General features: G+C 72.4%; 13 protein-coding genes. 8 read left to right on the forward strand and 5 right to left on the reverse strand.

All coding sequences use genetic code 11. From position 1 onward, the window contains the following. On the forward strand, positions 1 to 1,224 hold the full coding sequence (gene fsxC, locus OIE12_RS29485) for an FxsC protein (protein ID WP_329140535.1): 1,224 nt from the start codon (positions 1 to 3) through the stop codon (positions 1,222 to 1,224). Then, the gene (gene fxsT / locus OIE12_RS29490; RefSeq protein WP_329140537.1) at positions 1,221 to 5,261 is read left to right on the forward strand and encodes an FxSxx-COOH system tetratricopeptide repeat protein; all 4,041 of its coding nucleotides are present in this window, start codon (positions 1,221 to 1,223) and stop codon (positions 5,259 to 5,261) included. The genes fsxC and fxsT overlap by 4 nt, the downstream gene beginning before the upstream one ends. Positions 5,262 to 5,317: 56 nt before the next feature. Here fxsT and OIE12_RS29495 read toward each other — a convergent pair whose 3' ends face one another. Continuing rightward, a complete protein-coding gene (locus tag OIE12_RS29495; RefSeq protein ID WP_329140539.1) occupies positions 5,318 to 6,280 on the reverse strand; it encodes an alpha/beta fold hydrolase in 963 nt (320 codons plus the stop codon). A 400-nt stretch (positions 6,281 to 6,680) separates the two neighbouring features. Here OIE12_RS29495 and OIE12_RS29500 point away from each other — a divergent pair, with 400 nt between their 5' ends. The 3 genes from OIE12_RS29500 (at position 6,681) to OIE12_RS29510 (ending at position 13,563) form a co-directional block, all read left to right on the forward strand. Next, positions 6,681 to 9,764, forward strand: coding sequence for an FAD-binding and (Fe-S)-binding domain-containing protein (locus tag OIE12_RS29500; RefSeq protein WP_329140541.1), 3,084 nt, complete (start codon positions 6,681 to 6,683; stop codon positions 9,762 to 9,764). Between the two features lie 135 nt (positions 9,765 to 9,899). Further along, positions 9,900 to 11,726: a thiamine pyrophosphate-requiring protein gene (locus tag OIE12_RS29505; protein ID WP_329140543.1), complete on the forward strand. Its 1,827-nt coding sequence runs from the start codon at positions 9,900 to 9,902 to the stop codon at positions 11,724 to 11,726. 55 nt (positions 11,727 to 11,781) lie between these two features. Then, on the forward strand, positions 11,782 to 13,563 hold the full coding sequence (locus tag OIE12_RS29510; protein ID WP_329140545.1) for a glycoside hydrolase family 15 protein: 1,782 nt from the start codon (positions 11,782 to 11,784) through the stop codon (positions 13,561 to 13,563). A gap of 12 nt (positions 13,564 to 13,575) precedes the next feature. On the opposite strand, the gene OIE12_RS29515 is transcribed toward OIE12_RS29510, so the two are convergent. The 4 genes from OIE12_RS29515 to OIE12_RS29530 all read right to left on the reverse strand — a co-directional run bounded on the left by OIE12_RS29515 (position 13,576) and on the right by OIE12_RS29530 (position 17,212). Then, a complete protein-coding gene (locus tag OIE12_RS29515) occupies positions 13,576 to 14,454 on the reverse strand; it encodes an SDR family oxidoreductase (protein WP_329140547.1) in 879 nt (292 codons plus the stop codon). Between the two features lie 97 nt (positions 14,455 to 14,551). Continuing rightward, positions 14,552 to 15,376: an esterase/lipase family protein gene (locus OIE12_RS29520; protein ID WP_329140549.1), complete on the reverse strand. Its 825-nt coding sequence runs from the start codon at positions 15,374 to 15,376 to the stop codon at positions 14,552 to 14,554. A 382-nt stretch (positions 15,377 to 15,758) separates the two neighbouring features. Then, the gene (locus OIE12_RS29525) at positions 15,759 to 16,532 is read right to left on the reverse strand and encodes a ribonuclease BN (RefSeq protein WP_329142304.1); all 774 of its coding nucleotides are present in this window, start codon (positions 16,530 to 16,532) and stop codon (positions 15,759 to 15,761) included. 176 nt (positions 16,533 to 16,708) lie between these two features. Continuing rightward, on the reverse strand, positions 16,709 to 17,212 hold the full coding sequence (locus tag OIE12_RS29530) for a pep a2 (RefSeq protein ID WP_329140551.1): 504 nt from the start codon (positions 17,210 to 17,212) through the stop codon (positions 16,709 to 16,711). Between the two features lie 370 nt (positions 17,213 to 17,582). On the opposite strand from OIE12_RS29530, the gene OIE12_RS29535 reads away from it, so the two are divergent. The 3 genes from OIE12_RS29535 to treS all read left to right on the forward strand — a co-directional run bounded on the left by OIE12_RS29535 (position 17,583) and on the right by treS (position 21,733). Continuing rightward, the gene (locus OIE12_RS29535) at positions 17,583 to 17,936 is read left to right on the forward strand and encodes a DUF5133 domain-containing protein (RefSeq protein WP_329142306.1); all 354 of its coding nucleotides are present in this window, start codon (positions 17,583 to 17,585) and stop codon (positions 17,934 to 17,936) included. A gap of 66 nt (positions 17,937 to 18,002) precedes the next feature. Continuing rightward, entirely contained in the window at positions 18,003 to 20,003 is a 2,001-nt protein-coding gene (locus OIE12_RS29540) for an alpha-1,4-glucan--maltose-1-phosphate maltosyltransferase (RefSeq protein WP_329140553.1), read from the forward strand. Continuing rightward, on the forward strand, positions 20,000 to 21,733 hold the full coding sequence (treS, locus tag OIE12_RS29545) for a maltose alpha-D-glucosyltransferase (protein ID WP_329140555.1): 1,734 nt from the start codon (positions 20,000 to 20,002) through the stop codon (positions 21,731 to 21,733). Before OIE12_RS29540 ends, treS begins: the two co-directional genes overlap by 4 nt. Positions 21,734 to 21,740: the final 7 nt, after the last annotated feature.

Genomic DNA, 21,740 nt, shown 5'->3' on the forward strand with positions numbered 1-21,740 from the left:
ATGCCGCTCTTCTTCCTCAGCTATTCGCACGTCCCCGTGCACCGCGCGGGCCGCGCCCCCGACTTCGACCGGCTCGTCTTCCGCTTCTTCGACGAGCTGTGCGCACGGCTCGCCGCCGCCGGCGGGCCGGCGGGGGAGGCGGCCGGCTTCGTCGAGCGGCCCGGGGCACCGGCCGGCCAGGCCCTGCGGGCCCTCGCCGAGTGCCGCGTCTTCGTCCCCCTCTACGCCAAGCGGTACTTCACCGACCCCAAGTGCGGCCGGCACTGGACCGCGGTCACCACCCGCCCGGCCGCGAGCCCCCCGGCCGTCGTCCCGGTGCTGTGGACGCCGTACCCGCCCGCCGCGCTGCCCCGCGCCGCCCAGTACGACCTGCCCGCGATGCCCGAGGGCGGCGGCGAGGCGGAGGAGGCGTACGCCGCCACGGGGCTGCACCAGATGCTCCAGCTCGGTGAGGAACTGGGCGATGCGCAGGCCGTCGAACAGGCCGGCCGGATCACCGCCTGGCTGGCCCGGCGCATCCTGCACGCCGCCGCCACCGTCCCCGCACCGGACGGGACCCTGCCGGACGGGGCCGTACCAGCCCAACTGGCCGACCTGGACAACGCGTTCGCCGCCCCGCTGCCCGCCCCGCCGCCGCTGCGCATCACCGTCCTCGCGCCCACCGAGGACCGGCTCCCCATCGGCCGCGACGAGTCGCGCTACGGCCCCGCCCCGGAGGACTGGCGGCCCTACGGCCCCACGCTCGGCCCGCTCGCCGACCAGGTGCGCGCCCTCGCCCGCAACCTCGGCTTCGCCCCCGACCTGGTGGCCTTCGACAAACCCCGCGCCGAACTGCGCAGCACGGCCGTCCCGGACGCGCCCTGGGTGCTGATCGTCGATCCGTGGGCCCTGGAGGATCCCCGCATCGCCGCCCAGGCACAGGAGTTCGACACCGCCCGGCAGCCCTGGACGGCCGTGCTCAGCGTGCTGCCCGAGGACGACCCGCAGACCAAGGAGCGGGCCGAGCGGCTCACCCGGCTGCTGCACACGTGCTTCCCGCGTTTCCTGCGCGAGGGCCGCGCGGGGGAGCAGAATGCGGTCCGGGGGCTGCCCGACGCGGACGTGTTCGCGCTGTGGTTCAGCGAACTCGCCGAGTCCGCCAAGATGCGGTACTTGCGATACATTCACTCGCACTTGTCCACCGGGAGCAGTGGCACCGGGGACCGCACGGAGGGCAGGCCATGACCGGCGACGAGGGCAGGATCATCACGTTCTACTCGTACAAGGGCGGTACGGGACGGACGATGGCACTCGCCAACACCGCCTGGATCCTGGCCTCCGCGGGGCACCGCGTGCTCGCCGTCGACTGGGACCTCGACGCTCCCGGGCTCGACCGCTTCTTCCACCCCTTCCTGGACGAGGAGAAGCTGCGCACCACGCCCGGCGTGCTCGAACTCGTCTCCCGCTTCAGCGAGTCCCTGGTCCAGGTGCGGCACACCGGCGCGGTCGCGCCCGGATCCGGCCACGACCCGGTCGAGGCCGTCGCCGTGCCCGGCGCGGCCCGGTACGCCGAGATGCTCCCCCTCGACAGCTGTGTGCTGCCGGTCTCCTGGCACTTCCCCGACGGCGGCTGGCTCGACTACCTTCCGGCCGGCACCAAGAACAAGGGCTATCTGACCGCCTTCTCGCAGTTCGACTGGAAGCCGTTCATGGACGGCCCGCTCGCCACCCGCTTCCTGGAACGCCTCAAGCGCGAGTTCGGCGACCGGTACGACTACGTCCTCATCGACAGCCGTACGGGCCTCAACGACATCTCCGACATCTGCACCGTCAACCTGCCGCACACCCTCGTCACCTGTTTCACCCCCAGCAGCCAGAGCATCGACGGCGCGGTCGCCGTCGCGACACGCATCGAGGAGATGCACCGCGACCGCCGCATCCGCATCCTGCCCGTCCCCATGCGCGTGGAGAACGCGGAGGCCGACCGGCTGGAGGCGGCCCGCGGCCAGTTCCAGTACCGCTTCGACCGCATCCTGCGCCGCCACCTCGCCCCCGGCACCGAACCCGACGACTACTGGGGCAGGGTGGAGATCCCCTACCGCCCCATCTACTCCTACGAGGAGACCCTCGCCCCCTTCCGCGAGGCACCCGGCGACCCCAAGAGCCTGCTCGCCGCCTACGAGAGACTCGCCGAGGTCCTCTCCGACGGCCAGGTGCGCCGGATGGCCCGGATCGACGAGACCCTGCGCCGCCGCACCCTGGAGCGCTACACCCGGCACCGGCCGCCCCGCGTCACCGACGTGTACGTCAGCTTCGTGCCGCAGGACCGCAGTTGGGCGCTGTGGGCGGGGGCGGTCCTGGAGGAGGCGGGCTTCAAGGTCCACCTGGCCCAGGAGGGCACCGCCGAGGGCGGCCGGCACCGGCAGGAGATCGAACGTGTCGTCGAGTCCGCCCCGCACACCCTCGTCGTCCTCTCCGAGGCCTATCTGCGCTCCTCCCGCTTCCGCACCACCTGGGAGGCGGTCTACGCGGCCGGCGGCCTGACGGAGGACCGGCGCCTGGTCTCCCTGTGCGTCGAACGGCTGCCGCTCGGCAGCCCGTTCACCGACCGGCTCGCCGACCTCACCCGCTGCGACACCGGGGAGGCCGCCCGCGACACCCTGCTGGCCTGCTTCGGCCGCAGCTTCGCCCCCGCGGCCCGCGAGCACTACACCGGCGGCGAACGCCGGATGCCCCGCTACCCCGGCGCCGAACCCCCGGTCTGGTCCGTCCCGCTGCGCACCGCCTCCTTCACCGGCCGCACCGCGCTGCTGGAGCAGATCCGCGAACGGCTGTGCGACGGCGACGGCAGGGCACTGCTCCTCAAGGGCCTCGGCGGAGTCGGCAAGACGCTCCTCGCCCGCGAGTTCGCGCACCGCTACAAGAGCGACTACGACATCGCCTGGCACATCCAGGCCGAACAGCGCAACCTCGCCGTCGAGCAGTTCGCGGCCATGGCCGGACCGCTGGGCGTGGCCGAGCGGAAGAACCCCACCGACACCGCCAAGGCCGTCCGCGAGGCCCTCGACCGCGGGGAGCCGTACGGCAGCTGGCTGCTGATCCTGGACAACGCGGTCGAGGCGGGCAACCTGCCCGACTTCATGGTCACCGGGCGCAGCGGACACGTCCTGATCACCAGCCAGCGCTCCGAGGGCTGGGGCCGCTGGGCCGACACCCTGGAGGTCGGCGTGTTCGAACGCGAGGAGAGCATCGCCCATCTGCGCGGCCGGCTCCCCGACTGCGGCCGGGCCGACGCCGACCAGATCGCCGAGGTGCTCGGCGACCTCCCGATCGCGGTGGAACAGGCCGCCGCCGGCATCGAGCAGTCCAAGGTCAGCGCCCGCGCCTACATCCGCGAACTCCAGTCCCCGGCCACCGGCGCCGCCCGCACCCGCGGCTCCGGCGACGACAAGGTCGGCGACGTCACCCGGGTCAGCGGCGCCACCTGGGAGTTCGCCCTCGGACAGCTGCGCCGCAAGTTCCCGCAGGCCGTCCAACTGCTCCAGATCTGCGCCTACTTCGGCCCCGAGCCGATCTCCATGGACCTGCTGGAGGGCGCCGAGGTCTCCCGCGCGCTCGGCGACTCCCGCACCGTCGCCCGCGCCTACCAGGAACTCAGCCGCTTCTCCCTGGTCACCGTCGACCGCAAGATCTGGGGCGTCCAGGTGCACCGGCTGGTGCAGCGCGCCATGCGGGACAGCATGACCGAACAGGAGCGGCAGGCCGCACGGGACGTGGTCTACCGGACGCTGATCGCGGCCCGGCCCAGCAAGGACGACCCCGAGGACCCCAACACCTGGGAGAGCTACCGGGTCATCTGGTCCCACCTCGGCGCCCCCTGGGCGATGAGCGCCCACGAGGGCGGCATCCGGGAACTCCTCGTCGACCGGGTGCGCCAACTGCGTCGCCGGGGCGAACTGACCCAGGCCATGGACCTCGGCGTCCGCTGCGTGACCACCTGGACGGAGAGCGGCCCTGCCGACGACCGCTGGACGCTGCACATGCGCTTCCAGATCGCCAACATCCTGCGCGCCCAGGGCCGTTACGAGGAATCGCTGGCCCTGGACGAGGAGGTCCGCGAACGCCAGCTCGCCACCCTGCGCGACCCCGACGACCAGCACGTGCTGATGACCACCAGCAGCATCGCCGCCGACCTGCGCGGCCTCGGCCGGCTCGCCGAGGCGCTCGACCACGACCGCCGCACCCACCAGCGCTACCTGGAGATCTACGGCGAGGACCACCCCCGCACCCTCGGCGCCGCCAACAACCTCGCCGTCTCCCTGCGGCTGTCCGGCGAGTACTACCAGGCCCGCGCCCTGGACACCAGGACCCTGGAACTGCGCGAGGAGATCCTGCTGCACGACCACCCGCTGACCATCGAGTCCGCCGTGAACCTCGGACGCGACCTGCGGGACTGCGGCGACTACGCGGCCTCCGCCGCGCTGCTGCGGCGCGCCTACGACCGCTGCTTGCAGAACCCCCGGCTCACCCCGGGCTCACCGACCGTGCTGAACACCGCCAAGGGCCTGGCCGGGGCGCTGCGCCGGACGGGCAGGCCGGCCGAGGCGCAGGAACTCGTCGAGCATGTCCTCAAGCACGGGCAGGACGGCGAGAAGGGCGCCTCCCCGGAGCGGCTGCTGGTGGAGATGAGCCTGGCGGGCGACCTGGCCGCGCAGGGCCGCAGGGACGAGGGGCTGCGGCTGATCCGCCGGGTCCTCGGCGACCTCCGGGACAGCCTCGGCGAGGACCACCCCCAGACGGTGGCGTGCTCGGCCAACTACGCGGTCATGCTGCTCGGCGACATCGGCACCGGCCCGGACCCCGCGAGTGCCGGCGACACCGGGACCGTCGAGGAGGCGGCGCGGGCCCGGGCACTGCTGCAACGGGCCCTCGAAGGGTTCACCGCGCTCAACGGCGAGCACCACCCCTACACGCTGGTCTGCCGGGTCAACCTCGCCGCGGCCGACGCCGCCCTCGGCGACCGGGAGGAGGCCCGCAAGGGCTGCCAGGAGGCGTACGACCTGCTGCGCGAGGCCCTGGAACCCACCCACCCCTCCACGCTCACCTGCGCCGCCGACCTGGGGCTGATCCTGGGTCTGCTCGGCCGGCCGCAGGAGGCGCGGAGCACCCTCCAGGCCGCGCTCACCGCCCTGGCCAAGCGGCTGGGCGAGGACCATCCGCGGGTGCGGTCGCTGCGGGAGGAGCGGATCACCTGCCTGGAACTGGAGCCGTCGCCGATCTGACCCGGCGGTGAAACCGGCACCGGCAGCCTCCTGCGACCTGATCCGAACGACAGACCCTAGCCCGCCCGGTCCCGCACCCAGGCGAAGACCTGGGGCATGGCCGGCAGTGCCGCGAAGTGCGCCACGGAGGGTTGCAGCACCGCCCGGGCGGACGGGAGGTGCCGTTCGAGGTAGCGGAAGTGGGACAGCGGCGCGAAGACGTCGTGCTCGCCGTGCCAGAGCAGCACCGGCAGACAGGGGTCGATCTCCGCCAGCTTGAAGTCCCACGGCGTACGGAAGGCGACCAGGTCGTCCACCCAGCCCAGCGGTGCCCGCGGGTCCATCCGCGCGGGCTCCGCGCCGGGGGAGCGGGCCTGCCCCACCGCCGACAGATAGTTGACCAGCAGCATCCGCCGCACCCCGGCGTCGGAGACGACGACCCGGTCCACCGCGGGCAGCTCCTCGTCCAGGGACCGCAGCAGGGAGGCCGGATCGCTGCGGATGGCCTCGGCGTTGCGCGCGAGCAGCGCGCCCAGCTCCGCCACGTCGGGCGCGCACCGGTCCAGGAGCCGATAGGTGGCGACGTTCGACGGCGACATGTCCTCGAACCAGTCCAGCTCCGCGCCGTCGGCGTCCGGCGGGGCGGTCGAGACCAGCGCGGCGACGCTCGCCACCCGCCCCCGGGGGTTGATCGCGGCCAGCGCGAGCGCGTGCGGCCCCCCGCCCGACCTGCCCACCACCGAGTAGCGCGGCAGCCGGAGCTCCCGCGCGATCGCGTCGACGTCCGTGGCGGCGTCGGCGACCGTCCGTCCCGGGTCCCGGCCGGAGTCGCCGTAGCCGGGCCGGTCGTAGGCGATCAGCCGGACGCCGAGCTTGTGCAGGTCGAAGGTGCGGGGCCGGGGGCCGAGCCGGCTGCCGGGGGTTCCGTGCAGCAGGAAGACCGGGTGCGCGTCCTCGTCGCCCCACGTCTGGTAGACGAGGGTCCGGGTCCGCCCCGGACTGCCCGGCTCACGGACCGGCACCTCGACACTTCCGACCACCCGATGTCCTCCCGTCGCCAGCGGCTGTGTACTGGAGCGGGACCCTCCCAGGATTCTGCACGGGCGACCCCCGCGTAAGGGGCGGTTCAGCCTTTCTGACACGGCGAACCGCGCCCACGCTAGTGCACGGCACGGTGCCCTTGTGGGCGGATCGCCCAGCGGGAAGGGGGGTGCGCATGTGTTCGGCGGGCGCGGGCTGTATCGATGCGCGGCTCCGCCGCGTGGGCGCGAGCGACCACCACTCGCCGCACATTCGGGGTAAAAGGGGCAGTGCCCTATTAAAGGGTGGGAACGGGTAGGGGCAGCGGGGGCGAGAACCCCTGCGCAACCCCCTCCTTTGCACACTGCAATCCCGGGTACCCGTACCGCCGTAACACCCCCAAACCCCGCGGGAGCGAACATGGCCGATGTCCCGGTGCCCCAGCTGGAGGCCGCCCTCCGCGCCGAAGCGGACGCCGAGGTCCGCTTCGACGCCGGCAGCCGCGGCGCATACGCCACCGACGGTTCGAACTACCGTCAGGTCCCCCTCGGCGTCGTCGTCCCCCGCACCGTCGAGGCCGGAGCCCGCGTCATCGAGATCTGCGCCCGCTTCGGCGCCCCCGTCCTCTCCCGCGGCGGCGGCACCAGTCTGGCCGGCCAGTCCACCAACACCGCCGTCGTCGTCGACTGGACCAAGTACTGCGACGCCCTCGTCTCCGTCGACCCCGAGGCCCGCACCTGCGTCGTCGAACCCGGCATCGTCCTCGACGAGCTCAACCGCCAACTCGCGGGGCACGAGCTCCAGTTCGGGCCGAAGCCGTCCACGCACAGCCACTGCGCGCTGGGCGGCATGATCGGCAACAACTCGTGCGGCGCCTCCGCACAGGCGTACGGCAAGACCGTGGACAATGTGCGCCGGCTCGAAGTCCTCACCTACGACGGCGTCCGGATGTGGGTCGGCCCCACCTCCAAGGAGGAGCGCGCCGCGATCGCCGCCGCCGGGGGCCGCCGCGCCGAGATCTACGACGGCCTGGACCGCCTCGTCACCGAGTACCTCGCCGACATCCGCACCGGCTACCCGCAGATCCCGCGCCGCGTCTCCGGCTACAACCTCGACTCGCTGCTCCCCGAGAACGGCTTCGACGTGGCCCGCGCCCTCGTCGGCAGCGAGGGCACCCTCGTGACGGTGCTGCGCGCCGAACTCGACCTGGTGCCGGTCCCGAAGTACCAGTCGCTGTTGGTCCTCGGCTACGACGACATCTGCCACGCCGCCGACGACGTCACCCACCTCCTCGAACACTGCTCACCCACCCAGCTGGAGGCGCTCGACGACCGCATGGCGCAGCTCATGCGCGAGGAGCACGCCCACGAGGAGTCCCTGGACGCCCTGCCCGAGGGCGACAGCTGGCTGCTGGTGCAGTTCGCCGGCGACAGCCAGGACGACGTCGACGAACAGGCGCACGCCCTGCTGCGGGCCATCGGCCGCGACGAGAAGGACCCCCGGGTCGCGTTCTCCGACGACCCCGAGCGCGAGCAGCGGATGCTCAAGGCACGCGAGGCCGGCCTCGGTGTCACCGCCCGCCCGCCGGACGACCGGGAGACCTGGGAGGGCTGGGAGGACTCCGCCGTCCCGCCCGAGCGGCTCGGCGACTATCTGCGCGACCTGAAGAAGCTGTTCGAGGAGTTCGACTACGACCACCCGTCCGTGTACGGGCACTTCGGGCAGGGCTGTGTGCACACCCGCATCCCGTTCGGGCTGAAGACCGCCGAGGGCGTCGCCGTCTTCCGGCGGTTCCTGGAGCGCGCCGCCGACCTCGTCGCCTCCTACGGCGGCTCCCTGTCCGGCGAGCACGGCGACGGCCAGTCCCGCGGCGAACTGCTCACCCGGATGTTCGGCGAGCGGCTGGTGGGCGCCTTCGGTGAGCTCAAGGCGCTGTTCGACCCGGACGACCGGATGAACCCCGGCAAGGTCGTCCACCCCAACCCCGTCGACGGCCAGTTGCGCCTGGGCGCCTCCTGGACGCCGATGGTCTCCGAGACCCACTTCGGCTATCCGCAGGACGAGCACTCCTTCACCCGGGCGGTGATGCGCTGCGTCGGCATCGGCAACTGCCGCAGTCACGAGGGCGGCGTGATGTGCCCCTCCTACCGGGCCACCAAGGAGGAGGAGCACTCCACCCGCGGCCGCTCCCGGCTGCTGTTCGAGATGCTCGACGGGCACGCCGACTCCGCCGTCAAGGACGGCTGGCGCTCCACCGAGGTCAAGGACGCCCTCGACCTGTGCCTCGCCTGCAAGGGCTGCAAGTCGGACTGCCCCACCGGGGTCGACATGGCCACCTACAAGGCCGAGTTCCTCGCCCACCACTACGACGGCCGCTTCCGCCCGCCCGCGCACTACTCCATGGGCTGGCTGCCGCTGTGGGCCCGGCTCTCCCGGATCGCGCCCTCGCTCGTCAACACCGCGCTCCAGGCGCCCGTACTGGCCCGGGCGGGCAAATGGGTGGCCGGGGTGGCGAAGGAGCGGCAGGCCCCGGTCTTCGCCGAGCAGTCGTTCGTCCAGTGGTGGCGGGAGCAGGAGGCCGCCGACGGCGGCGCCGGCGCGCCGGATCCGGCCGATCCCCGGACAGTGGTGCTGTGGCCCGACACCTTCAGCACCTACTTCCACCCGGCGATCGCGATCTCCGCCGTACGGGTCCTGCGCGACGCCGGGTTCCGTGTCGCCGTCCCGGACAAGCCCGTCTGCTGCGGACTGACCTGGATCTCCACCGGCCAGCTCACCGTCGCCAAGAAGGTGCTGCGCCGCACCCTGGACACGCTGAAGCCGTATCTGGAGGCGGGCACGCCAATCATTGGACTGGAGCCGTCCTGCACGGCCGTCTTCCGGTCCGACGCACCCGAGCTGATGCCCGCCGACCAGGACGTCCAACGGCTCGCCGGGCAGGTGCGCACCTTCGCCGAGCAGCTCGTCCACCACGCCCCCGAGGGCTGGGAGCCGCCGCGGCTGGCCCGGCAGGCAACTGTGCAGACGCACTGCCACCAGCACGCGATCATGAAGTTCGACGCCGACCGCGAACTGATGCGCCGCGCCCATCTGGAGGCCGACGTCCTCGACGAGGGCTGCTGCGGACTGGCCGGCAACTTCGGCTTCGAGCGCGGCCACCACGAGGTCTCCATGGCCGTCGCCGAACAGGGCGTGCTGCCCGCGGTCCGCGAGGCCGCCCCCGACAGCGTGCTGCTCGCCGACGGCTTCAGCTGCCGCACCCAGATCGAACAGGGCGACACCGGGCGGCGTGCGCTGCACCTGGCGGAGGCGCTGGCCCTCGGCCTGGACGAGGCCCATCTGCCCGGCGAGCACCCCGAACGCCTGGCCGCCCGCCCGGCGGGACCCTCCCGCACGGCCCGCTGGACGGCCACCGCGGCCGCCGCGGGCGCCGCCGCCGTCACCGCGACGGCCGCCGCGGCGGCGGGCCGCGGCGCCGTACGCCGGCTCACACGCCGGGGCTGACGCACGCCACCGCGCGGGCGGCGCACGCCCGTGCGCACGTGACAGCGCCCGGCAGCGGGGTAGCCGGGAGCCGAGCGGCACCTCCCGAAGCCCTGCCCCCCACACACACAGCAACCCCACGGAAAGGTTCCGAACATGGCGTCGAAGAAGGTCTCCGACTACGTCCTCGAGCGGCTGCGCGAGTGGGAGGTCGAACACGTCTTCGCCTACCCGGGCGACGGCATCAACGGCCTCCTCGCCGCCTGGGGCCGCGCCGACAACCACCCCCAGTTCGTACAGGCCCGGCACGAGGAGATGGCCGCCTTCGAGGCGGTCGGCTACGCCAAGTTCTCCGGCAAGGTCGGCGTCTGCGCCGCCACCTCCGGACCCGGCGCGATCCACCTGCTCAACGGCCTCTACGACGCCAAGCTCGACCACGTGCCCGTCGTCGCCATCGTCGGCCAGACCAACCGCAGCGCCATGGGCGGCTCCTACCAGCAGGAGGTCGACCTGGTCAGCCTCTACAAGGACGTCGCCTCCGACTTCTGCGAGATGGTCACCGTCCCCGAGCAGCTGCCCAACGTGCTCGACCGCGCCATGCGCACCGCCATGGCCCGCCGCTCCGTCACCGCCGTCATCATCCCCGCCGACGTGCAGGAGCTGGACTACTCGCCGCCGGAGCACGCCTTCAAGATGGTGCCCTCCAGCCTGGGCATGGCCCACTACGCGCCGGTGTCCGCCGAGGCCGACATCGAGCGCGCCGCCGAGGTGCTCAACGCGGGCAGCAAGGTCGCCGTCCTGATCGGCCAGGGCGCCCGCGGGGCCCGCCAGGAGGTCATGGAGGTCGCCGAGCGGCTCGGCGCCGGCGTCGCCAAGGCGCTGCTCGGCAAGGACGCCCTCGACGACGACCTGCCCTACGTCACCGGGTCCATCGGACTGCTCGGCACCCGGCCGTCGTACGAGCTGATGATGGAGTGCGACACCCTCCTCGTCATCGGCTCCAGCTTCCCGTACACCCAGTTCATGCCCGAGTTCGGGCAGGCGCGGGCGGTGCAGATCGACATCGATCCGCACATGGTCGGCCTGCGCTACCCCTTCGAGGTCAACCTCGTCGGCGACGCCCGCGAGACCCTGCGCCGGCTGCTGCCGCGTCTGGAGGCCGCCAAGGACAACGCCTGGCGCAAGAAGGTCGAGAAGGACACCGCCCGCTGGTGGGAGGTGATGCAGCGGCGCGCCGCCGTGGACGCCGAACCGATCAACCCCGAGTACGTCGCCCACGCCCTGAACGAGCTGCTGCCCGAGGACGTCATCCTGGCCGCCGACTCCGGTTCCGCCGCCAACTGGTACGCCCGCCACCTGCGGCTGCGCGGCCAGATGCGCGGCTCGCTCTCCGGCACCCTGGCCACCATGGGCCCCGGCGTCCCCTACGTCATCGGCGCCAAGTTCGCCCACGGCGACCGGCCCGCGATCGCCCTGGTCGGCGACGGGGCCATGCAGATGAACGGCATGGCCGAGCTGATCACCGTCGCCAAGTACTGGGAGCAGTGGGAGGACCCGCGGCTGATCGTCGCCGTCCTCAACAACCAGGACCTCAACCAGGTCACCTGGGAGATGCGGGCCATGTCCGGCGCCCCGCAGTTCCTGCCCTCGCAGTCCCTCCCGGACGTCGCCTACGCCGACTTCGCCCGCTCGGTGGGCCTGAACGGCATGCGGGTGGAGAAGCCCGGCGACGTCCAGGCCGCCTGGCAGGCCGCGCTCGCCTCCGACCGGCCGTTCGTCCTCGACTTCGTCACCGACCCGGCCGTGCCGCCGATCCCGCCGCACGCCTCCCTCGACCAGATCGAGGCGGCCGCGACGTCCATCCTCAAGGGCGACAGCGACCGCGCGGGCATGGTCCGGCAGGGCTTCAAGGCCAAGGTGCAGGAAATGCTGCCCGGCGGCCGCAGCCGCGCGGACCGGCCCGGCGCGGAGGACGGCAAGTGACCCACCCGTACCACCACCGGAGCCACCGGGCCCGTGCGACGGGAGGCCGGAGAGCATGAGCACCACGGGCGCCCGCCCGGGCAGCGCGGACACCCCCGGCAACCCGTTCCCGCCGCACGCCCTGCACGACTACGCGCTGCTGGCCGACGGCGAACGGGGCGCGCTGATCGGGCCGGACGGCGCCATCGGCTGGCTGTGCGCCCCCTGCTGGCACGACGACGCCGTCTTCGCCAACCTCATCGGCGGCCGGGGCGTCTACGCCGTGACCCCGCGCGACACGTACGTCTTCGGCGGGTACTACGAGGAGGGCACCCTCATCTGGCGCAGCCGCTGGGTGACCGTCGACGGCATCATCGAGTGCCGCGAGGCGCTGGCCTTCCCCGGCGACCCCGAACGGCTGATCCTGCTGCGGCAGCTCCGGGCCGTCGACAACCCGGCCCGGGTCACCCTCGCCCTCGACCCGCACGCCGACTACGGCCGCGCCCCCCTCGACCCGCCCCGGCAGCCCGCGCCCGGGGTGTGGGAGCTGCGCACCGGCGGCCTCCACCTGCGCTGGCAGGGACCCGCGTCCGCCGTGCCCGGCGCGCAGGGACTCACCGCCGACCTGGACCTCGCGGAGGGCGAGCGGCTCGACCTCGTCCTGGAGTGCTCCGGCTCCCCACTGCCGCGCGCACTCCCGCGCGCCGAGGAGCTGTGGCGCACCACCGAGGACGCCTGGCGGCGGGTGATGCCGAAGCTGGAGAACACCCTCGCGCCCCGCGACGCCCGCCGCGCCTACGCCGTCCTGCGCGGGCTGACCACCCGCGACGGCGGCATGGTCGCCGCGGCCACCACCAGCCTGCCCGAGCGGGCCGAGGAGGGCCGCAACTACGACTACCGGTACGTGTGGATCCGCGACCAGAGCTTCGCCGGGCAGGCCGCGGCCGCCGCCGGGGCGCCCGAACTCCTCGACGACGCCGTCCGGTTCGTCACCGAGCGGCTGCACGACGACGGGCCCGACCTGGCCCCCGCCTACACCGTGCACGGCGCCCCCGTGCCCGACCAGCGGGACCTCGACCTGCCGGGCTACCCCGGCGGGTTCGACCGGATCGGCAACCAGGTGCGCAAGCAGTTCCAGCTCGACGGCTTCGGCGAGGCCCTGCTGCTGTTCGCCGCCGCCGCCCGGCTGCGACGCCTCGACGACACCGGCTGGAAGGCCGTCGCCCTCGCCGTCCGCGCCGTCGCCGAACGCTGGCAGGAACCCGACGCGGGCATCTGGGAGCTGGAGAGCCGCAAGTGGACCCACTCCCGGCTGAGCTGCGTCGCCGGCTTGCGGGCGGTCGCCGAGGCGGCCCCGCGCCACCCGCTGGCCGACACCTGCACCCGGCTCGCCGACACGATCCTGACGGCCACCGCCGCGAACAGCGTCCACCCCGACGGGCACTGGCAGCGCGCCCCCGACGACCCCAAGGTCGACGCCGCGCTGCTGCTGCCCGCCGTACGGGGCGGGCTGCCGGCCGAGGACCCGCGCACCCGCGCCACCCTGGAGGCCTGCCGCCGTGATCTGACCCAGGACCATTTCGTCTACCGCTTCCGGCACGACGGCAGACCCCTGGAACAGGCCGAGGGCGCCTTCCTGCTGTGCGGCTTCGTCATGGCCCTGGCCGAGCACCGGCAGGGCCGCCGCGCCTCGGCGTACCGCTGGTTCGAACGCAACCGGGGTGCGTGCGGGGCCTCCGGCCTGTACGCCGAGGAGTTCGACATCGCCCAGCGCCAGCTGCGCGGCAACCTGCCCCAGGCGTTCGTCCACGCCCTGCTGCTCGACTCGGCGGCCCGCCTGACCGGGCCGCCGGAGTGAGCGTCTCGGGCCCTACGGCAGCGGAGTGCCGCCCGTCGCGTTGACGATCTCCGCGGTGATGAACGACGCCTCCTGCGAGGCCAGGAACACATACGCGGGCGCCATCTCGGCCGGCTGGGCGGGCCGGCCGAGCGGGGCCTGCTTGCCGAACTCCTGCGTGTCCGGGAGCGTCGCCGGGATCAGCGGGGTCCACACCGGGCCCGGCGCCACCGCGTTCACCCGGATGCCCCTCTCCGCCAGCATCTGCGCCAGCCCCTGGGTGAAGGTGACGATGGCGCCCTTCGTCGTCGCGTAGTCCAGCAGATGCGGACTGGGCTTGTACGCCTGCACGGACGCGGAGTTGATGATGCTGCCGCCCGCCGGGATGTGCGGCAGCGCGAACTTCGACAGCCAGAACAGGCCGTAGAGGTTGGTCCGCACCACCCGGTCGAACTGCTCGGTGGAGATCGCCTCGATGCCGTCCGGCTGCGACATCTGATAGGCCGCGTTGTTCACCAGGACGTCGATCCGGCCGAACTCGCGCACGGCCCGGTCGACCAGCGCCCGGCAGTTCTCCTCCTCCCGGATGTCGCACGACACCGGCACCGTGCGCCGCCCGGCCTCCTCCACCAGACGGGCCGTCTCCCGGGCGTCGTCCTTCTCCTCGTCCAGATGGGTGAAGAGCACATCGGCGCCCTCGCGGGCGAACGCCAGCGCCACGGCCCGCCCGATACCGGAGTCACCGCCGGTGATCACCGCCTTGCGGCCCTCCAGCCGACCGCTGCCCCGGTAGGAGTCCTCGCCGTGGTCCGGGGGCGGGTCCATCGGGCCGGTCCAGCCGGGGTGCGGCTGGTCCTGGGCGGGGAAGTCCGGGCGGGGGTGCTGCTCTCCGGGATGCTGCTGCTCGTTCACGGTGTGACGTCCTCGTCTGTTCGTCGTCCTTCTCGTACGTGCCGACGAGTACCGGCGAGCGGCGGGAGTACGCCTGCGTGTGCGGCCGGGTTCCGGCTCACCCGGCCAGCGGCAGCCCCGCACCCTCGGCGAGCACCGCACGGACCTCGTCGATCACCGTGCCGTCCACCGGGAGCATCAGATGGCCCACGCCGTGCACCTGGACGTTGCGCACCCGCAGGTCGGGGTGGTCCAGCCGGCCCCGGCTGGTGGGGATCACGGCCTCGTCCAGATCGCTGTAGAAGGACACGAACCGGGTACGGCAGCCGCGGCACGGCTCGTCCAGCTCGGCCAGCAGCCCACTGCCGGGGCGCAGCTGGCGCAGGAAGGGGTGCGGGATGCCCCACAGCGCCATCGCGGTGCCGCCGTGCGGGGTGCCGAGGGTGATCGCGAGCGGGACATGGGCGTCGCCGCCGAGCCGCTGCACGTAGTAGCGGACGACCAGGCCGCCCAGGCTGTGCCCGACCAGGCACACCGGCCGGCCACCGGTCTGCCGCCGTACCCGCTCCACCTGCTCGCCGAGCAGCCGGGCGGCCTCCGGGATGTCGGGGTTGAAGGCGTTGTACGTCGCCATGAAGCAGGGCCCGGCGCCGCTGTCGCTCAGGGCCCGCCGCAGTCGGGTGAAGATCGACGAGCGGTCGGCCAGGCCGTGCACGAACAGCACGGGCAGGCCGTCCTGGTCGGCGCAGTCCAGCTCCTCCAGGTGCGCGTCGCCGCCGCCCAGCCAGGAGGTGAGGCCCCTGACCCCCTGCAGGGTCAGCTCCCACGGCAGGCCGGCCAGCCGCACGTACGCCCATCCGGTCTCCAGCGCCGCGCCCCGCAACGCCATCAGCGAGGCGACGACGACCCGGGGTTTCATCAGGTCCAGACCCGTGATGCTCATGCGCGGTCGACCTCCGTCCGGTGCGCCGACGCTCCCGGCGGAGCCGGGAACTGACACCCTTGGCCGATTCCAGGGTTCCCCAGTACCCCAACGGTCCCCTGTGAACCATGGGGCCTGAGAGCTCGGGGGGTTCGGGTGCGTTGGCGACTGCGGGTGCGTCGTGGCCGGTCGCGCCGTTCCCCGCGCCCCTGAAAGACTGGGGCGCCCCTGGCTTTCAAGGGGCGCGGGGAACTGCGCGGCGCACCCCCACCGGCGGTCAGCCGACAACGCACCCAACGGGGTCCAAGGGGCGGAGCCCCTTGAAGGGACGATGGGGGTCCCCCCTGCTCGAACGAAGTTGAGAGCTTGGGGGAGGGTAGGGGCGGCGGGGGCGAAAAACCTCCTACGCCCGCCGGGAGGCAACCCCCTCCCACACCATCCGCCCGAACAACGCGCCCCCGTACACCACGAACCCCGCCCCCGCGAACCACGACTCGACCACCAGCACCGTCCCCACCGCTCCGTAACTCACCGCGTTCGTCACCACGAGCGGCGTGAACACCAGGATCGAGAACACCCGCAGCCCACCCAGACACACCACCGTCGTCACCGCCCCCGGCAACAGCTCCCGCCACCTCACCTGCCGCCCCAGCAGAAACCGCGGCCCCCACCAGAAGAACAACAACCCCGTCCCCGCGCTCAGCGCGATCCGGTACGACCCCTCCAGCACCGACCGCGTCTGCACCTGCAGGTACAGGTACGCCATCAGCACCACCAGCCAGACCAACTGCCGCCACACCCGGTGCCAGGGCCCCGCCGCCAGCCCCCAGATCCTCTCGTACCCGTTCTGCACACTCGCCGCGAACGACAGCCCGAACACGGCCAGCAGCACCGCACCCCACACACTCGTCGTGCCCACCACCCGGCTGGGCGGGGTGAACACCTCGCGGACCGCCGCCGCGGACCGGCCGGACAGCCCCATGCCGTCCACCAGCCACAGCGCGAACCCCCCGTGCCCCAGCGGATCCGCCGCGGCCACCACGATCAGCAGCGGCGCCAGCGTGACCAGTGCGAGCGTGGCGAACCCCATGGCGCGGTGCAGCAGCTCCAGTTCCTTCGCCCGCCCGCGCAGCTCACCGAGCCACGACCGGCTGCGCGGCTCCCCGGACGGCTCCATGCTCGACGGCCCCTCTTCCCCGTTCGCCCCAGTGGTCACGCCGGTGAGTTCCCCAGGCCGCACGGACGGTAACCACGGCCGCACCCACATGCCCGGCACACACGCCCGGGCCGCCGGACAGTTGCCCGGCGACCCGGTCGGTGACCGCGTGACGCGCGGTCGGGCGTGCTGCGCGGTCAGGCGCGTACCCCGGCCCCCACCTCCTCCGAGAACGCCAGCGCCGGCACCGGAAGGGCGCGCGGCACGCCGAGCGCCGTGCTGAGCGTGGGCGTGGGGGACGGCGCCACCAGCGGGGCCCGCTCCGCGGACCGCGCACGGCGCGAGAACCAGATGATCTTTCCGCCGCCGGCGGTGGCACAGCACCCCCAGCCGTCGCTCAGCGCGGCGATCTGCGCCAGACAGCCGCTCGGCGCGTAGTGCGGCCGGATGTCCCGTTCACTGTCCTGGACGGCGGTGATCAGGTGCTGGCCGTTCCACCACATCTCGAGCGTGGTGTTCTTGTCCACCGCGTGCTGGGCGATGGTGTGCAGCAGCACGTCGGTGCAGTGGCAGACGGTCTCGGCGTGCGCCTCCAGGTTCCAGTACCGGAGGTGGGCGGTCAGGATCCGGCGGACCTGGTCGATCCGTTCCGGGGTGACGTCCACCTCGAGGTGGTAGTAACAGGGTGCTGCGGTCTTCATTGTCGTTGGCTCCTCACCGGCGAAGCTCTCGCTCCTCCTCGCCCTTCTGGGCCGAGCCCCGATCACGAAGCGTGAGCGGACATCGCTCCTGAGTCACTCCCAGGGTGGGAGGGCTACTCCATCCGCGCAACTCGAGCGGGGGTATCCCGCGGTGAGTGCGGCGGAAAGGGCCGAAGCGAACCGGGATGGTTGAAAACCGAACAGGACGCTTCGTGATGTTGCGTGCACCATGAGTGAAAGGTGTCGAGGGCCGTGACCGGGCGACGTGTCCGTGTGCGCGGCCCTCACCCGACGCCGAATCTCCCCGGCCGCGCACCGCACGGCCGGACCCCCCCGCGGCAGTCCAGAGGAAGAGGAGGTGACCGGTGCGATGCTGACGCCTGCCAGGGCCGAGGTCGCCCGCCATCTCGAGCGGTACCGGGAATGGGAACGCCGAATGCTCGCCGCCCCCGACGACCCCGAGGTGCGGGCCGGCTTCGAGGGCATGGGCCAGACCCTCTGCACCCTCATGGGGAAGCGCTGCGCACGGGAGGCCGCCCAGGCCGCCGAACGCCTGCTGCGCGCCGACGTCGCCCCCACCCCCCGCACCGCCCCCGTACGGACGCTGCCGCCGGTCGCGGGAAAGCCGCGCGCGGCGACCGGTCCCCGCCGCGGCAAACGCGCGTCCGCCCGGCACGGCGACCCCGCCCGGCACGGCGAGCCCGCCCCCGCCGGCACCCCCTAGCCCCGACCCACCCACCACCCACCCACCGCGGCCGGCTCACGCACGGCGGAGGAGGAGGCGACACCGATGAACCCCGACCCCGCCATCGGCCGCATTCCGGTCCTGGACGTCCGGCCGCTCGTCCAGGGCGGCCGGCGCCCCGCCAAGGCCGTCGAGGGCGAGGCCTTCCGTGTCACCGCCACGGTGTTCGTGGAGGGCCACGACGCGATCGCCGCCAACGTCGTCCTGACGGACCCCGAGGGCCGCCCCGGCCCGTGGACCCCGATGCGCGAGCTGGCCCCGGGCACCGACCGCTGGGGCGCCGACGTCACCCCGACGGCGGTCGGCGAGTGGACCTACCGGGTGGAGGCGTGGAGCGACCCCGTCTCCACCTGGCGGCACCACGCCGGCATCAAGATCCCGGCCCGGATCGACACCGAGCTGGTCCTGGAAGAGGGCGCCCGGCTCCACGAGCGGGCCGCCGGGGAAGTGCCGGACGCCGCCGGCCGGGCCGCACTCCTCGCCGCCGCCGAGGCGTTGCGCGACGACACCCGTTCCCCGGAGTCCCGGCACGGTGCCGCGCTCGCCCCCCGGGTACGCGCCGTCCTGGCCGCCCACCCGCTGCGCGACCTCGTCACCGCCTCGCCCACGTACCCCCTCCAGGTGGAGCGGGAGCGGGCGCTGTACGGCTCCTGGTACGAGTTCTTCCCGCGCAGCGAGAACGGGGGCCTGGACCCGTCGGCGCACGGCACGTTCCGGACGGCCGCCGAGCGGCTTCCGGCCATCGCCGCGATGGGCTTCGACGTCGTCTACCTCCCGCCCATCCACCCCATCGGCACCGCCTACCGCAAGGGCCCCAACAACAGCCTCTCCGCGAGCGAGTCGGACGTCGGCTGCCCCTGGGCGATCGGCTCACCGGAGGGCGGCCACGACGCGGTGCATCCGGCGCTCGGCACCCTGGACGACTTCGACGCCTTCGTCGCCCGCGCCCGGCGGCTCAACATGGAGATCGCCCTGGACTTCGCGTTGCAGTGCTCTCCCGACCACCCGTGGGTGGAGAAGCATCCGGAGTGGTTCCACCACCGCAGCGACGGTTCGATCGCGTACGCGGAGAACCCGCCGAAGAAGTACCAGGACATCTACCCGATCGCGTTCGACGCGGACATGGACGGCATCGTCGCGGAGACGGTACGGGTGCTGCGGCACTGGATGGCGCACGGGGTGCGGATCTTCCGGGTGGACAACCCGCACACCAAGCCGGTGGTGTTCTGGGAGCGGGTGATCGGCGAGATCAACGGCCGCGACCCGGACGTGATCTTCCTGGCGGAGGCGTTCACACGGCCCGCGATGATGCACACCCTGGGCGCCGTCGGTTTCCAGCAGTCGTACACGTACTTCACCTGGCGCACCACCAAGGAGGAGCTGACGGAGTACCTCACCGAACTCTCCGGTGAGGCGGCCGCCTATATGCGGCCGAACTTCTTCGCCAACACCCCCGACATCCTGCACGCCTACCTCCAGCACGGCGGCCGCCCCGCCTTCGCCGTCCGCGCCATCCTGGCCGCCACCCTGTCCCCGACGTGGGGCATCTACAGCGGCTACGAACTGTGCGAGAACACCCCGCTGCGCCCGGGCAGCGAGGAGTACCTCGACTCGGAGAAGTACCAACTGCGGCCCCGCGACTGGGCCGCCGCCGAGCGCGAGGGCCGCACACTGGCCCCCCTGTTCACCACGCTCAACGCGGTCCGGCGCCGGCACCCCGCCCTGCGCCGGCTCCGCAACCTCCGCTTCCACCACACCGACAACGACTCCGTGCTCGCGTACAGCAAGCGCACCGGCACGGACACCGTGGTGACCGTCGTGAACCTCGACCCGCATCGCACGCAGGAGGCGACGGTGTCGTTGGACATGCCGCACCTCGGCCTCGACTGGCACGAGGTGGTGCCGGTGCGCGACGAGCTCACCGGTGACACCTATTCCTGGGGCAGGGCCAACTATGTGCGACTGGAGCCGGGCGACAGGCCGGCACACGTGCTGACCGTCCTGCGACCGTCCTCACCGCAGATCGGAGGGTCACCCACACCATGATCGTCAACGAGCCCGTCCCGGACACCTTCGAGGACACCCCCGCCAAGGACCGGGACCCGGACTGGTTCAAACGCGCCGTCTTCTACGAAGTCCTGGTCCGCTCCTTCCAGGACAGCAACGGCGACGGCATCGGCGACCTCAAGGGTCTGACCGCCAAACTCGACTACCTCCAGTGGCTGGGGGTGGACTGTCTGTGGCTGCCGCCGTTCTTCAAGTCGCCGCTGCGGGACGGCGGTTACGACGTGTCCGACTACACGGCGGTGCTGCCGGAGTTCGGGGACCTGGCGGACTTCGTGGAGTTCGTGGACGCGGCCCACCAGCGCGGTATCCGCGTGATCATCGACTTCGTCATGAACCACACGAGCGATCAGCATCCGTGGTTCCAGGAGTCCCGCAAGGACCCCGACGGCCCCTACGGCGACTACTACGTCTGGGCCGACGACGACCAGGGCTATCCCGACGCACGCATCATCTTCGTCGACACGGAAGCGTCGAACTGGACCTACGATCCCGAGCGCAAGCAGTACTACTTCCACCGGTTCTTCTCCCACCAACCGGATCTCAACTACGAGAACCCGGCCGTGCAGGAGGAGATCCTCGCGGCCCTCCGCTTCTGGCTCGACCTCGGCATCGACGGCTTCCGGCTGGACGCCGTCCCCTATCTGTACGCCGAGGAGGGCACCAACTGCGAGAACCTGCCCGCCTCCCACGAGTTCCTGAAGCGGGTGCGCAAGGAGATCGACACGCACTACCCGGACACCGTGCTGCTCGCGGAGGCGAACCAGTGGCCGGAGGACGTGGTCGACTACTTCGGCGACTACAGCACCGGCGGCGACGAGTGCCACATGGCGTTCCACTTCCCCGTCATGCCCCGCATCTTCATGGCGGTCCGCCGCGAGTCGCGCTATCCCGTCTCCGAAATCCTCGCCAAGACCCCGGAGATTCCCTTCAACTGCCAGTGGGGGATCTTCCTGCGCAACCACGACGAGCTGACCCTGGAGATGGTCACCGACGAGGAACGCGACTACATGTGGGCCGAGTACGCCAAGGACCCGCGGATGCGCGCCAACATCGGCATCCGTCGGCGGCTGGCCACGTTGCTGGACAACGACCGCAACCAGATCGAACTGTTCACCGCGCTGCTGCTGTCCCTGCCCGGCTCGCCGATCCTGTACTACGGCGACGAGATCGGCATGGGCGACAACATCTGGCTCGGCGACCGCGACGCGGTGCGCACCCCCATGCAGTGGACACCCGACCGCAACGCGGGCTTCTCCTCCTGCGACCCCGGGCGGCTGTTCCTGCCCACGATCATGGACCCGGTCTACGGCTACCAGGTCACCAACGTCGAGGCGTCCATGTCCTCGCCGTCCTCCCTGCTGCACTGGACCCGGCGGATGATCGAGATCCGCAAGCAGAACCCCGCCTTCGGCCTCGGCTCCTACACCGAACTGCCCTCCTCCAACCCGGCCGTCCTGGCCTTCCTGCGCGAACACGGCGACGACCTCGTCCTGTGCGTGCACAACTTCTCCCGCTTCGCCCAGCCCACCGAACTCGACCTCCAGGCCTTCCAGGGACGCCACCCGGTCGAACTCATCGGTGGCGTCCGCTTCCCCGCCATCGGCGAGCTGCCGTATCTGCTGACCCTGGCGGGCCACGGCTTCTACTGGTTCCGGCTCCGCAGGGACGCGGCCCCGGCCACCAAGGTGAGCCTGATCGCGAGTGCGTGACCCGAAG

Source organism: Streptomyces sp. NBC_00670 (genome assembly GCF_036226765.1).
Taxonomy (GTDB): Bacteria; Actinomycetota; Actinomycetes; order Streptomycetales; family Streptomycetaceae; genus Streptomyces.

Excerpts from the sequence above, each read along its gene's own strand:
- fsxC (WP_329140535.1), top strand. The coding sequence starts at position 1 with ATGCCGCTCTTCTTCCTCAGCTATTCGCACGTCCCCGTGCACCGCGCG.
- fxsT (WP_329140537.1), top strand. The coding sequence starts at position 1,221 with ATGACCGGCGACGAGGGCAGGATCATCACGTTCTACTCGTACAAGGGC.
- OIE12_RS29500 (WP_329140541.1), top strand. The coding sequence starts at position 6,681 with ATGGCCGATGTCCCGGTGCCCCAGCTGGAGGCCGCCCTCCGCGCCGAA.
- OIE12_RS29505 (WP_329140543.1), top strand. The coding sequence starts at position 9,900 with ATGGCGTCGAAGAAGGTCTCCGACTACGTCCTCGAGCGGCTGCGCGAG.
- OIE12_RS29510 (WP_329140545.1), top strand. The coding sequence starts at position 11,782 with ATGAGCACCACGGGCGCCCGCCCGGGCAGCGCGGACACCCCCGGCAAC.
- OIE12_RS29520 (WP_329140549.1), bottom strand. The coding sequence starts at position 15,376 with ATGAGCATCACGGGTCTGGACCTGATGAAACCCCGGGTCGTCGTCGCC.
- OIE12_RS29525 (WP_329142304.1), bottom strand. The coding sequence starts at position 16,532 with ATGGAGCCGTCCGGGGAGCCGCGCAGCCGGTCGTGGCTCGGTGAGCTG.
- OIE12_RS29530 (WP_329140551.1), bottom strand. The coding sequence starts at position 17,212 with ATGAAGACCGCAGCACCCTGTTACTACCACCTCGAGGTGGACGTCACC.
- OIE12_RS29535 (WP_329142306.1), top strand. The coding sequence starts at position 17,583 with ATGCTGACGCCTGCCAGGGCCGAGGTCGCCCGCCATCTCGAGCGGTAC.
- OIE12_RS29540 (WP_329140553.1), top strand. The coding sequence starts at position 18,003 with ATGAACCCCGACCCCGCCATCGGCCGCATTCCGGTCCTGGACGTCCGG.
- treS (WP_329140555.1), top strand. The coding sequence starts at position 20,000 with ATGATCGTCAACGAGCCCGTCCCGGACACCTTCGAGGACACCCCCGCC.